Annotated in this window: 12 protein-coding genes; all 12 read left to right on the top strand. The window is 69.3% G+C overall.

Going from position 1 to position 13403, the window contains the following annotated elements; translation table 11 throughout:
* The 12 genes from ACFFGN_RS07605 to gmk all read left to right on the top strand — a co-directional run bounded on the left by ACFFGN_RS07605 (position 1) and on the right by gmk (position 13400).
* Complete coding sequence (locus ACFFGN_RS07605) at positions 1-948, top strand: aspartate carbamoyltransferase catalytic subunit (RefSeq protein ID WP_380044626.1); 948 nt, start codon at positions 1-3, stop codon at positions 946-948.
* Positions 945-2237 (top strand): dihydroorotase, encoded by a 1293-nt coding sequence (locus ACFFGN_RS07600; protein ID WP_380044625.1) that lies wholly within the window; start codon positions 945-947, stop codon positions 2235-2237. Before ACFFGN_RS07605 ends, ACFFGN_RS07600 begins: the two co-directional genes overlap by 4 nt.
* Positions 2234-2731, top strand: coding sequence for a PH-like domain-containing protein (locus tag ACFFGN_RS07595; protein WP_380044624.1), 498 nt, complete (start codon positions 2234-2236; stop codon positions 2729-2731). The genes ACFFGN_RS07600 and ACFFGN_RS07595 overlap by 4 nt, the downstream gene beginning before the upstream one ends.
* Positions 2728-3849 carry a glutamine-hydrolyzing carbamoyl-phosphate synthase small subunit gene (carA, locus tag ACFFGN_RS07590; protein ID WP_380044623.1) on the top strand — a complete coding sequence of 374 codons (1122 nt, stop codon included), beginning with the start codon at positions 2728-2730 and terminating at the stop codon, positions 3847-3849. Before ACFFGN_RS07595 ends, carA begins: the two co-directional genes overlap by 4 nt.
* Positions 3849-7166 (top strand): carbamoyl-phosphate synthase large subunit, encoded by a 3318-nt coding sequence (gene carB, locus ACFFGN_RS07585; protein ID WP_380044622.1) that lies wholly within the window; start codon positions 3849-3851, stop codon positions 7164-7166. The genes carA and carB overlap by 1 nt, the downstream gene beginning before the upstream one ends.
* Positions 7163-8227 (top strand): quinone-dependent dihydroorotate dehydrogenase, encoded by a 1065-nt coding sequence (locus ACFFGN_RS07580; RefSeq protein ID WP_380044621.1) that lies wholly within the window; start codon positions 7163-7165, stop codon positions 8225-8227. The genes carB and ACFFGN_RS07580 overlap by 4 nt, the downstream gene beginning before the upstream one ends.
* Positions 8224-9057 carry an orotidine-5'-phosphate decarboxylase gene (gene pyrF / locus ACFFGN_RS07575; RefSeq protein WP_380044620.1) on the top strand — a complete coding sequence of 278 codons (834 nt, stop codon included), beginning with the start codon at positions 8224-8226 and terminating at the stop codon, positions 9055-9057. The genes ACFFGN_RS07580 and pyrF overlap by 4 nt, the downstream gene beginning before the upstream one ends.
* A 1-nt stretch (position 9058) precedes the next feature.
* Positions 9059-11299: a tetratricopeptide repeat protein gene (locus tag ACFFGN_RS07570; protein WP_380044619.1), complete on the top strand. Its 2241-nt coding sequence runs from the start codon at positions 9059-9061 to the stop codon at positions 11297-11299.
* Between the two features lie 145 nt (positions 11300-11444).
* Positions 11445-11807, top strand: coding sequence for a hypothetical protein (locus ACFFGN_RS07565; RefSeq protein WP_380044618.1), 363 nt, complete (start codon positions 11445-11447; stop codon positions 11805-11807).
* 147 nt (positions 11808-11954) lie between these two features.
* Positions 11955-12338 carry a hypothetical protein gene (locus tag ACFFGN_RS07560; RefSeq protein WP_380044764.1) on the top strand — a complete coding sequence of 128 codons (384 nt, stop codon included), beginning with the start codon at positions 11955-11957 and terminating at the stop codon, positions 12336-12338.
* A gap of 109 nt (positions 12339-12447) precedes the next feature.
* Positions 12448-12762, top strand: a complete 315-nt coding sequence (gene mihF, locus ACFFGN_RS07555; RefSeq protein ID WP_380044617.1) for an integration host factor, actinobacterial type — start codon at positions 12448-12450, stop codon at positions 12760-12762.
* Positions 12763-12773: 11 nt separating this feature from the next.
* The gene (gmk, locus tag ACFFGN_RS07550; RefSeq protein ID WP_380044616.1) at positions 12774-13400 is read left to right on the top strand and encodes a guanylate kinase; all 627 of its coding nucleotides are present in this window, start codon (positions 12774-12776) and stop codon (positions 13398-13400) included.
* The last annotated feature ends 3 nt before the right edge of the window (positions 13401-13403 follow it).

The raw sequence follows: 13403 nt of genomic DNA, 5'->3' as shown, positions 1-13403 counted from the left end.
ATGAAACACTTGTTGAGCGCCGGCGATCTGAGCCTGGACGAAGCCAACCTGATCCTCGACACCGCCGAGGAGATGCGGTCGCTGGCCGACCGCCCGATCAAGAAACTGCCCGCGCTGCGCGGCCGGACCGTGGTGAACCTCTTCTTCGAGGACTCCACCCGCACCCGGATCTCGTTCGAGGCCGCCGCGAAGCGCCTCTCGGCCGATGTCATCAACTTCTCCGCCAAGGGCTCCAGCGTCAGCAAGGGCGAAAGCCTGAAGGACACCGCGCTGACCCTGCAGGCGATGGGCGCCGACGGTGTGGTCTGCCGGCACGGCGCCTCGGGCGCACCGCACCTGCTGGCCACTTCGGGCTGGTTGCGCGGCAGTGTGGTCAACGCCGGTGACGGCACCCACGAGCATCCCACCCAGGCCCTGCTGGACGCGTTCACCATGCGGCGCCACCTCGGCTCGCTGGACGGCCGCCGGATCACGATCGTTGGCGACGTGCTGCACAGCCGGGTGGCCCGGTCGAACGTACTGCTGCTCTCGACGCTCGGCGCCGAGGTCACCGTGGTGGCCCCGCCGACGCTGCTGCCGGTGAACATGAACGGCTGGCCATGCGAGACGTCGTACGACCTGGACGCGGTGCTGCCGAAGAGCGACGCGGTGATGATGCTGCGGGTCCAGCGCGAGCGGATGGGCGAGGCGTTCTTCCCGTCCGCCCGCGAGTACAGCCGCCGCTACGGGCTCGACGTACACCGGATGGCGCAGTTGCAGGACAACACCATCGTGATGCACCCCGGCCCGATGAACCGCGGTATGGAGATCACCGCGGACGTGGCCGACTCGACCCGCTCGGTCATCGTCGAACAGGTCACGAACGGCGTGGCGGTCCGGATGGCCGTGCTCTACCTGCTCCTGTCTGGAGCGAACGACAACGCAAGCACAGAGGAGACGACCGCATGACCGCCTACCTGATCAGCAACGCCCGCATCCTGGGCGGCGAAGCGGCGGACCTGCACCTCGACAACGGCGAGATCGTTGCCGTCGGCAAAAACCTGCCCAAGCCCGAAGGCGCGCAGGAGATCGACGGCACCGACCTGATCGCGCTGCCCGGCCTGGTCGACCTGCACACGCACCTGCGCGAGCCCGGCCGGGAAGACGCCGAGACCGTCCTGACCGGTACGCGAGCGGCCGCCCTCGGCGGGTTCACCGGCGTGCACGCGATGGCCAACACCGACCCGGTCGCGGACACCGCGGGTGTCGTCGAGCAGGTCTGGCGCCTCGGCCGGGAGGCCGGTTACTGCGACGTGTTCCCGGTCGGCGCGGTCACGGTCGGCCTGAAGGGCACCCAACTGGCCGAACTCGGTGCGATGGCCGATTCGGCCGCCCGGGTTCGGGTGTTCTCCGACGACGGCCTCTGCGTCTGGGACGCCGCCTTGATGCGCCGCGCGCTGGAGTACGTGAAGGCCTTCGGCGGCGTCATCGCGCAGCACGCGCAGGAACCGCGGCTGACCCAGGGCGCGCAGATGAACGAGGGCGAGCTGTCCGGCGTGCTCGGGCTCACCGGCTGGCCGAGTGTCGCCGAAGAGTCGATCATCGCGCGCGACATCCTGCTGAACGCCCACGTCGGATCCAAGCTGCACGTGTGCCACCTGTCCACCAAGGGCTCGGTGGAGATCGTGCGCGCCGCCAAGAAGCGCGGGCTCGCGGTCACCGCCGAGGTCACGCCCCATCACCTGCTGCTGACCGAGGAGAAGGCCACGACGTACAACCCGGTCTTCAAGGTGAACCCGCCGCTGCGTACCAAGGAGGACGTGGAGGCGGTTCGCGAGGGCCTGGCCGACGGCACCATCGACATCGTCGCCACCGACCACGCGCCGCATCCGGTCGAGGACAAGGACTGCGAGTGGAGTGCGGCGGCCTTCGGCATGCTCGGCCTGGAGACCGCGCTGTCAGTGGTCCAGCACGCGATGGTGGACACCAAGCTGATGACCTGGGCCGACGTCGCCGACCGGATGAGCTTCCGGCCCGCGCGGATCGGCCAGCTCAGCGGACACGGGCAGCCGCTGGCCGCCGGTGCCCCGGCGAACCTCACGCTGGTGGACGCGAACGCCACCCGCACGATCGTGCCGAGCGAGACGGCCTCGCTGTCGCGTAACACGCCCTTCGACGGCATGCAGCTGCCCGGCCGGGTGGTCGCGACCTTCCTGCGCGGTGAGGCGACCGTGCTGGACGGAAAGCTGGCCAAGTGACCTACGCACTGAGCGCCGCCGGCACGCTGGCCATCATCGCGCTGGCCTACTTCGGCATGCTGAAAGGCTGGCGCCACCGCCAGCAGCGGCAGGCCGATCTAGCCACACTTCCCGCCGTACCTACGGCGCTCGCCGAGGCACCGGAAGGTGTCGAAGGTGTCTACATCGCCACCACCACGGCGGGCGACTGGATGGACCGGATCGCGGTACACGAGCTGGGTGTCCGCAGTGTCGCGGACCTGGCCGTCACCGAGGCCGGCCTGCTGTTCCGCCGTCGCGGCGCCGCCGACGTTTTCATTCCCGCGGACCAGGTCACCGGCGTCCGCACCGACCGCGGTATCGCCGGCAAGGTGACCGCGGAGTCGTCGGGTCTCGTGGTGGTGACCTGGTTGCACGACGGGCGCGAGCTGGATACCGGCTTCCGCCCCCGCCGCAAGGCCGACACCGCCACCTTGACCAGTTCCATCTCGACCCTGATCGGAGCAGACCGATGAGTTCGCACAAGCCCGCACTGCTGGTGCTGGAGGACGGCCGGACCTTCGCCGGTACGTCGTACGGTGCGCACGGCGAGACCTTCGGCGAGGCGGTGTTCACCACCGGCATGACCGGTTACCAGGAGACGCTGACCGATCCGTCGTACCACCGCCAGATCGTCACCCAGACCGCCCCGCACATCGGCAACACCGGCGTGAACGACGAGGACGACGAGTCGTCGAAGATCTGGGTCGCCGGGTACGTCGTGCGTGATCCCGCCCGGGTGCCGTCGAACTGGCGGTCCGTGCGCACGCTGGACGACCAGCTGAAGGCCCAGGGCATCGTCGGTATCTCCGGTATCGACACCCGGGCGCTGACCCGCCACCTGCGCGAGCGCGGCGCGATGCGGGCCGCCATCTCGACCGAGGAGCTGAACCCGCAGGTGCTGCTGGCCCGCGTCCTGGAGCAGCCGTCGATGGCCGGGTCGGACCTGGCCTCCGAGGTGACCACCGAGCAGACGTACGTCGTACCGGCCGAGGGCGAGAAGCGCTTCACGGTGGTCGCGCTCGATCTCGGCATCAAGACGATGACGCCGAAGCGCCTGGCCGAGCGCGGGGTCGAGGTGCACGTGATGCCGATGACGTCGAGCCTCGAAGAGGTGCTCGCGGTTCAGCCCGACGGCGTGTTCATGTCGAACGGCCCGGGTGATCCCGAAACCACCGAGCACCCGACCACGTTGCTCAAGGCGCTGCTGGAGCAGGGGATTCCGTACTTCGGTATCTGCTTCGGCAACCAGGTCTTCGGCCGCGCGCTCGGGCTCGGCACGTTCAAGCTCAAGTACGGGCACCGCGGGATCAACCAGCCGGTGCTCGACCGGGCCACTGGCAAGGTCGAGATCACCGCGCAGAACCACGGCTTCGCGGTCGACGCTCCGCTGGACGGCGGCGTCGAGACGCCGTACGGGCTGGCCGAGGTCAGTCACGTCTCGCTCAACGACAACGTGGTCGAGGGGCTCAAGCTCACCAAGGACGGGAAGCTCAAGGGCTTCTCGGTCCAGTACCACCCCGAGGCGGCGGCCGGCCCGCACGACTCGGCGTACCTGTTCGACCGCTTCGTAGACCTGATGGGTGATCGCTGATGCCTCGTCGTACTGATATCGAGTCGGTGCTGGTGATCGGCTCCGGCCCGATCGTGATCGGCCAGGCCTGTGAGTTCGACTACTCCGGCACCCAGGCCTGCCGGGTGCTGAAGGAGGAGGGCTTCCGCGTCGTCCTGGTGAACTCCAACCCGGCCACGATCATGACCGATCCGGAGTTCGCCGACGCCACCTACGTCGAGCCGATCACGCCGGAGTTCGTCGAGAAGGTGATCGAGAAGGAGCGCCCGAACGCGCTGCTCGCCACCCTCGGCGGCCAGACCGCGCTGAACGCCGCGATCGCCCTGCACGAGAACGGCGTGCTCGCCAAGTACGGCGTGGAGCTGATCGGCGCCTCCGTCGACGCGATCCAGCGCGGCGAGAATCGGGAGTCGTTCAAGGCGATCGTCGAGGAACTCGGCGCGGAGGTGGCCCGCTCGGCCGTCTGCCACACGCTGGACGACGTGTTCGCGGCCGCCGACGAGATGGGCTATCCGCTGGTGGTCCGGCCGTCGTTCACGATGGGCGGCGTTGGTTCCGGGATGGCCTTCAACGCCGACGATCTGCGCCGCATCGCCGGTGCGGGTCTGTCGGCCAGCCCGACCACCGAAGTCCTGATCGAGGAGTCGATCCTCGGCTGGAAGGAGTACGAGCTGGAGGTGATGCGCGACAAGGCCGACAACGTCGTGATCATCTGCTCGATCGAGAACCTGGACCCGATGGGCGTGCACACCGGTGACTCGATCACGGTCGCGCCGGCGATGACGTTGACCGACCGCGAGTACCAGACCATGCGGGACCTGTCGATCGGCATCATCCGCTCGGTCGGTGTCGACACCGGCGGCTGCAACATCCAGTTCGCGGTCAACCCGGCCGACGGCCGCCTGATCGTGATCGAGATGAACCCGCGGGTGTCCCGCTCGTCCGCGCTGGCGTCGAAGGCGACCGGCTTCCCGATCGCCAAGATCGCGGCCAAGGTGGCGATCGGTTACACCCTGGACGAGATTCCCAACGACATCACCCAGCAGACCCCGGCGAGCTTCGAGCCGACGCTGGACTACGTGGTCGTCAAGGTGCCCCGGTTCGCCTTCGAGAAGTTCCCGGCGGCCGACAACACCCTGACCACGCACATGAAGAGCGTCGGCGAGGCGATGGCCATCGGCCGGAACTTCACCGAGGCACTGCAGAAGGCGCTGCGCTCGCTGGAGAAGCCGGAGGCCCGGTTCTCCTGGCTGTTGCCCCCGGCAACTTCGGTCGAGCCCTTGCTGGAGGAGATCCGGACGCCGCGCGACGGCCGGCTGCGCAAGGTGATGGACGCGATCCGGGCCGGCGCCTCGGCCGAGCAGATCTTCGAGGCGACCAAGATCGATCCGTGGTTCATCGACCAGCTCTTCCTGATCCACGAGACCGCCCTGACCGTTGCCAAGGGCACCCGAATGACGCCCGAGGTGATCCGGCTGGCCAAGCGGCACGGGTTCTCCGACCTGCAACTGGCCGAGATCCGCGGCCTGGAGGAGGACGTCGTGCGCGGCGTTCGCCAGGCGCTCGGAATCCGCCCGGTCTACAAGACGGTCGACACCTGCGCGGCCGAGTTCGCCGCCGCCACGCCGTACCACTACTCGTCGTACGACGAGGAGACCGAGGTGGCTCCGCGCGAGACCCCCGCGGTGCTGATCCTGGGCTCGGGCCCGAACCGGATCGGCCAGGGCATCGAGTTCGACTACTCCTGTGTGCACGCCTCGATGGCGCTGCGCGACGCCGGGTATTGCACGATCATGGTCAACTGCAACCCGGAGACGGTCTCGACCGACTACGACACCTCGGACCGGCTGTACTTCGAGCCGCTCACCGCCGAGGACGTGCTCGAGATCGTGTACGCCGAGATGCAGGCGGGCCCGATCGCGGGCGTCATCGTGCAGCTCGGTGGCCAGACCCCGCTCGGACTGGCCCAGCGCCTCGCGGACGCGGGTGTGCCCATCGTCGGTACGTCGCCGGAGGCCATCCACCTGGCCGAAGAGCGCGGTGCCTTCGGCAAGGTGCTCGCGGAGGCCAACCTGCCCGCGCCCAAGCACGGTACGGCCATGTCGTTCGACGAGGCCCAGGTGATCGCGGCCGACATCGGGTTCCCGGTGCTGGTCCGGCCGTCGTACGTGCTGGGTGGTCGCGGGATGGAGATCGTCTACAGCGAGGCCGAGCTGAGCGCGGCGCTGGTCCGGCTGAGCGGCGGCGAGCAGATCGCGAGCTGGGACCACCCGGTGCTGATCGACCGGTTCCTGGACGACGCGGTCGAAATCGACGTGGACGGCCTGTTCGACGGCGAGGAACTGTTCCTCGGCGGCGTGATGGAGCACATCGAGGAGGCCGGGGTGCACTCGGGCGACTCGTCCTGCGCGCTGCCGCCGATCACGCTGGGCCGCGCCGACATCGCGAAGATCCGTGCCTCCACCGAGGCGATCGCCCGCGGCGTCGGCGTACGCGGCCTGCTGAACGTGCAGTACGCGCTGGCCGGCGACGTGCTCTACGTGCTGGAGGCCAATCCGCGCGCCTCGCGGACCGTGCCGTTCGTCTCCAAGGCGACCGCCACGCCGCTGGCCAAGGCGGCCGCCCGGGTGATGCTCGGCGCGACCGTCGCGGAGCTGCGCGCCGAGGGCATGCTGCCCGCGACCGGTGACGGTGGCACGCTGCCGCCGAACACGCCGATCGCAGTGAAGGAGGCGGTGATGCCGTTCAACCGCTTCCGGACCATCGAAGGCGCCTCGGTCGATACCGTGCTGGGGCCGGAGATGCGTTCGACCGGCGAGGTGATGGGCATCGACGACACCTTCGGTACGGCGTTCGCCAAGTCGCAGGCCGGCGCCTCCGGGCCGCTGCCGTCGACCGGCAAGGTGTTCGTCTCGGTGGCCAACCGGGACAAGCGGCACATGATCTTCCCGGTGAAGCGGCTGGCCGATCTCGGCTTCGAGATCCTCGCCACCGAGGGCACGGCCGACGTCCTGCGGCGCAACGGCGTCGTGGCCACGGTGGTGCGCAAGAACAGCGCCGGGCCGGGCCCGAACGGCGAGCCGACGATCGGCCAGATCGTGCACGAGGGTGATGTCGACCTGATCGTGAACACCCCGATCGGCATCACTCAGGACGGTAGCCCGCGGATCGACGGCTACGAGATCCGCAGTGCGGCCGTCGCGCGGAACATCCCCTGCATCACCACCGTGCAGGGGCTCGCGGCCGCCGTACAGGGCATCGAGGCGCAGCGCGCGGGCGACATCGGCGTGCGCTCGTTGCAGGACTGGGCCGCCCGGATCCGCGGAACCGAGCAGTGACGGTTTATCGCCACCTGGTCCGGCCGGTGCTCTACCGGCTGGGCCGTGGCGATGCCGAGATCGCGCACGAGCAGACCCTGCGCGGGCTGCGTCTGCTCGGAGCGGCGCCGAAGCTGGCCGCCGCCCTGGGCCGGACGTCGCCCGCGCTGGCGCGGACCGTGTTCGGCATTCGCTTCCCGACGCCGGTCGGGCTGGCCGCCGGAATGGACAAGAACGGCGTCGCGCTGCCGGCCTGGCGGGCCCTTGGTTTCGGGTTCGTCGAGGTCGGCACGGTGACGGCCGAGCCGCAGCCGGGAAATCCAAAGCCGCGGCTGTTCCGCCTCGTGGACAGCGAGGGCGTGATCAACCGGATGGGCTTCAACAACGAGGGCTCGGCGGCCCTCGCGACCCGGCTGGACGCGTACGGCGATCTCGGCTATCCGCTGGGCGTGAGCATCGGCAAGTCCAAGGTCACGCCGATCGAGGACGCCGTCGCGGACTACGTCACCTCCCTGCGCCGGCTGTACGCCTATGGCGACTACTTCGCGGTGAACGTGAGCTCACCCAACACCCCCGGCCTGCGCTCGCTCCAGGACGCCGGCCAGCTCCGTGAGCTGCTGGTTGCCCTGCGCAACGAGGCGCTTGCCCTCGGCAACGGAGCGGAGCCGAAACCGATCCTGGTCAAGATCGCGCCGGATCTCACCCTGGAGGCGATCGACGAACTGCTCGGCGTCTGCACTGAGACCAAGATCGCCGGGATCATCGCCACCAACACCACCTTGAGCCGGGACGGGCTCAAGCCGGATGACGTCGCGCGCGGTGCCGAGGCCGGGGGACTGTCCGGCCGGCCCCTGACCGGCAAGGCGCGCCGTACCGTCGCGCACATCCACGAGGCCACCGCCGGGCAACTGCCGATCATCGGGGTCGGCGGCATTCTCGATCCGGACGACGCGACCCGGATGCTCGACGCGGGCGCGAGCCTCGTGCAGATCTACACCGGCCTGATCTATCGCGGGCCCGGCCTCATCCGGCAGACGAACCGGGCGCTGCGTCAGGCCCCTGTTGCTTTGGAGACCAGATGATCGTTCCCTTCGGCACCCGCTTGCGCGCCGCGATGGTCGAGCGCGGCCCGCTCTGCGTCGGCATCGACCCGCACGCCCACCTGTTGCAGGCCTGGGGCTTGCCCGACGACCCGAGCGGCCTGGAGAAGTTCACCTTCACCGTGATCGAGGCTCTGGCCGGGCAGGTCGCCATGTTCAAACCGCAGTCCGCGTTCTTCGAGCGCTTCGGCTCGGCCGGTGTCGCCGTACTGGAACGGGCCATTCCGGCGGCGCGCTCGGCCGGTGCGCTGGTGCTGCTGGACGCGAAGCGCGGGGACATCGGTTCGACCATGGCCGGATACGCCTCGGCGTACCTGTCCAAGGACGCGCCGATGGCCTGTGACGCGTTGACCGTCAGCCCGTACCTCGGCTTCGGATCGCTGCAGCCGGCCTTCGATGAGGCGCGCATCGCGGGAGCCGGGGTGTTCGTGCTGGCGCTCACCTCGAACCCGGAAGCCCCCGCGTTGCAGTCCGCCCGTACGGCGGATGGCGCGACCGTCGCCGGGTCCGTGCTGGACGGCCTGTACAAGCTCAACGAAGGTGCCGAGGACCTCGGCTCCTTCGGCGCGGTCGTCGGGGCGACCATCGGCTCGACCGACGAGGACCTCGACATCTGCGGCCCGCTGCTCGCGCCGGGTCTGGGCGCCCAAGGGGCCACCGCGGAGAGCCTGGCCAAGATCTTCGGACCCGCTCTGCACAACGTCGTACCGAACATGTCCCGGGAGATCCTGGCCCAAGGCCCCTCGGTGCAGGCGCTGCGCGACGCCACCGCGAAGGCCAACGACACCCTTGGCCCCGTCCTGGGCTACTAGTTTGAGTGCTCCGTTCGGACAGCTGCTGCGTCGGCATCGCCGGGCTCTCGGTATCACCCAGGAGATGCTTGCCGCGCGGTCCGGCCTGAGCGTCGAGGCGATCGGGGCGCTGGAACGCGGTACCCGGCGAGCGCCGTACCGGGAGACGGTGGAACAGCTCGCGGACGCGCTCGAGCTGGCGGACGACGTCCGGGCCGAGTTCGAACGGTCGGCCCGGCCGCGCGCGACTCCTGCCGGGCCGGAGGCGGGCGTTCTCGGGCAGTTGCCGCCGGTGTTGCGGCATTTCGCTGGACGGGACGGCCAGGTCGAGGAGGTGGTCGACCGCTTGCGCGCCGGGGGCAGCCGGGGCGCCGCGCCGATCCTGTCGATCGAGGGTATGGCCGGGACAGGCAAGACCTCACTTGCCGTGTACGCCGCGCACCGGCTGGCCGACGCGTACCCGGACGGGCAGCTCTACCTCGAACTGAACGGCTTCAGCGCCCGCCCGGCCTTGACCGCGATGCAGGCGCTGACGCGGTTGCTGGGCGCCGTCGGGGTCCCGGCGAAGGCCGTGCCCGACGATGTCGCCGAGGCGTCCGCGCTGGTCCGGTCCAAGCTGGCCGGGCGGCGGGTCCTGCTCTTGCTGGACAATGCGGCCGACGCGGGGCAGGTCGAGCACCTGATCCCGGCCGACGCCGGTTGCGCGGTGATCACTACAAGTCGTCGCAAGCTGATCAGCCTGGCCGGTGCCGAGCACCTCGAACTGGGTCTGCTGCAGCCGGCGGCCGCGCGCGCGGTGCTGCGTTCGGTGCTCGGCAGCGACCGGGTGGACGCGGAACCGGCCGAGGCCGACCGCCTGATCGAGCACTGCGGCGGGCTGCCCCTCGCGATCGGCCTGGCCTCCGCGCGGCTCGGCGCCCACCCGTCGTGGCGGCTGCGCGAGCTGGCGGACCGGCTGACCGACGAACAGGCCAGGCTCGACGAGCTGGCCACGGATGACGCCGAGCTACGCGCCACGTTCTCGGTCTCGATCGAGAACGAGCTCGACTTCGCCCGGCTCGGCGTGGTCGACCTGGAGACCATCGGCCTGGCCGTCGGCGCGGCCATTCTCGATCGCCGCGAGTCGGCGGCCGAGGCGGTGCTGGAGGAGTTCGTCGACCTGCACGTCCTGCAGTCGGCGGCACCCGAGCGATACCACCTGCACGATCTCCTGCAGGTGTACGCGCGCGAGCAGGCGAGTATCGCGTTGGACGAGGGCGAGCGGGACGCCGTACTGGCTCGTGTCCTGGAGCTTTATCGCCGGGTGGCGCTCGAATCCACCGTGCACTATGCGCCGAACAGCCAGGTACTGCGCTGGGCCGACGAGGCCTGGCTCAAGCCGGAGCCGGGGTTCCCCGATGCGCCTACGGCGTTCAACTGGCTCGATACCGAACTGCCGAACCTGCTCGGCGCGGTCTCCCAGGCGATCGCGCTCGGCCGCGGTACGGCGGTAGCGGTGGTGCCCGGCCTGGTTCTCGCCCTCACCCCGTACTTCACCTCGCACGGGCCGATCGCCACCTGGCGCGAGCTGATCCAGGCGACGCTGCCGCTGATCGACGACCTGGTCACCCGCGGGATGCTGCTCGGGGATCTGGCCATCACCGAGATCCTGCTCGGCCATGAAGACGATTCGATCGCGGCCTTCGAGCAGGCGGTCGAGGTACTGGACCGGACCGACGATCGCGCGGCCGCGGCGGTTGCCTGGGGCAATCTTGGCCGGGCGCTCGCACTGAGCGGCCGACGCACCGAAGCCCTCGCACCGCTGGAGAAGGGCCTCGCGCTACACCGGGCGGCCGGCCTGGCCGAGGGCGAGGCGGCGCTGCTGATGACCCTGGGCATGACGCTGTGGACGGACGGGCTTCGCGACGACGGCCTGGAGATGGTGGCGCGAAGCCGCGACCTGCTGGCCGAGTTGGGCAACGTCCGGAGTCTGGCCTTCGCCGAGAACAACCTCGGCACGCTGCTGGTCGAGACGGGGCGAGTCGCGGATGGGATCTCGTCGCTGCTGGCCGGAATCGAGTTGCATCGGTCGATCGGCTACCGGGCCGGGATCGCGGAGACCACCGTCGATCTCGGTACGGCGCTGGTGCGGCACGGCGACCGCGCGGACGGCCTCAACCGCGTCCGCGAGGCGATCCAGATCGTCACGGAACTCGGCGACGAGGTCCGGACGGCCAAGTTCCGCGAAGTCCTCGCGGACCTGGAGTCGTCGCCCGGCGATTGACGCGAGAGGTCACGGTCTCGTTCCATTTCGGGCGCGCGTTATTCATCACGCGCGACCGGGCCGCGGATGACCCCGGCGATCGGACAGGCTTCCACTCGACCGGGAAACATTCGGGATTTCCCCACAGGTACGAAAGTAGAACCAGATGCGTAAAGTTGCGGCTCTCGCTGCCGTTGTCACCATCAGCCTCGGCGCCCTCACCGCCTGCTCGGGCAACGGCGGCTACTGCAGCGCCCTGAAGGACAACTCGGACGCCGCCTCGATCAAGGCCGGCGACATGTCCGCCGCGATCACGAAGATGAAGTCGGTCCGCGACAAGGCCCCGTCGGAGCAGAAGGCGCACTGGGACACGATGATCGGCTACCTGGAGAAGTCCGAGGCGGCCAAGGGCGACCAGGCGAAGATGGCGGAGCTGGCCGGTGAGGCGGCGAAGGTGGGCGAGGCCTCGCAGGCCATCTCGAAGTACGCCAAGGACGAGTGCAAGGTCGACATCAAGACCGGTCCCTGATCGCGTCGTCGTTTTTCCGCCACCGGCCGCCGGAAACCCGGCGGCCGGTGGTCTGCTGACCAGTTCGCGTGACGGGTCGTACCAGTGGGTAGTTGGCCCGGGTCGGTAGGTTCGTGGTTCACAGCAGCTCGAACTGATTGGGTGAGGATGCGCAAGGTTTTCGCGACGGCCGGTATGGCGGCGGCCGCCGTGCTGGTGTCGAGTGGTTTGACCGCGTGTACGGCTGAGCAGGCGTACTGCGTGGATCTGGCCGGGTTCGCCGCGGCTGCCAGCGGGGTCGACCCGACGAACGCGGCCGACTACGGCAAGATCCTGGACGACGCCAAGAAGGTCGGCGCGAACGCACCGGCCGAGGTGAAGGACGACTGGCAGAAGGTCATCGCGTTCGCCGAGAAGGCGCAGAAGGCCCAGGGGAACCGCGTCGAGCTGGCCCGGTTGAGCCAGCAGACCGGCGGCGTGACAACGGCGTACAAGGCCATCGCGACGCACGCCAAGGACGCCTGCAAGGTCGACGTACCGGGTATCGAGTAGCCGCCTGCGCCGCCTGTAGGTCACCTCGAATAAGCCTGGTGTTTGCCGCTGCCCGGGCTCGTTGGCTAGGTTCACCTGCTGAAGCCACAAAACGGGACAAGGTGAAACGGTGCCACTTCCTTCGTTGAGTCCGGAGCAGCGGACAGCAAACCTGGAGAAGGCCGCAGCCGCGCGGCGAGAGCGAGCAGAGGTCAAGAACCGCATCCGTCACTCGGGGGCCTCCCCGCGCGACGTGCTGCACGAGGGCCAGACGAACGACGTCATCGGCAAGATGCGGGTCAGCGATCTGCTGCAGTGCATCCCCGGTGTCGGCAAGGTCCGGGCGCAGCAGATGATGGAGCGGGCGGGAATCTCGGAATCCCGGCGGGTCCGGGGTCTCGGTACCAACCAGATCGCCGCGCTCGAGCGCGAATTCGCCGAGTGAGCATTCAGTCGATGGAGGCCACGGTGGGCACCCCGGACGTCACGAGCACCGACAAGACGGGCCACGGTGGCGCACGTCTCACCGTGCTCGCCGGTCCCACCGCGGTCGGCAAGGGCACGGTCGCCGCGGATATCCGCACGCGCTATCCCGAGGTCTGGATCTCGGTCTCGGCCACCACCCGCAAGGCCCGGCCGGGCGAGGTGCACGGCGTGCACTACCTGTTCGTCTCCGACGAGGAGTTCGACCGGATGCAGGCCGAGGACGAGCTGCTGGAATGGGCCGTCGTGCACAAGGCGGCCCGCTACGGCACGCCGAAGCAGCCGGTGCTGGAGAAGCTGGCCGAGGGCCGGCCCGCGCTGCTGGAGATCGACCTGCAGGGCGCGCGGCAGGTCCGCGAGACTATGCCGGAGGCACTTTTTGTCTTCCTGGCACCGCCCAGCTGGGACGAACTGGTCCGCCGGCTGGTCGGTCGCGGTACCGAAACACTCGAGGAGCGGGAGCGTCGGCTGGACACCGCGCGGGTCGAGCTGGCCTCCGAAAAAGAGTTCGACGTCACGATCGTGAACGCTTCGGTACGGGAAGCGGCCGATCACTTGGTAAAGTTGATTCGATCACCCTCCATCTCTGGAAAGAGCTGAACC

The sequence above is a fragment of the Kribbella deserti genome (assembly GCF_042434725.1).
Taxonomy (GTDB): domain Bacteria; phylum Actinomycetota; class Actinomycetes; order Propionibacteriales; family Kribbellaceae; genus Kribbella; species Kribbella deserti.
Note: the sequence above shows the minus strand (reverse complement) of the source record. Positions and strands in the feature narration are given on the sequence as shown.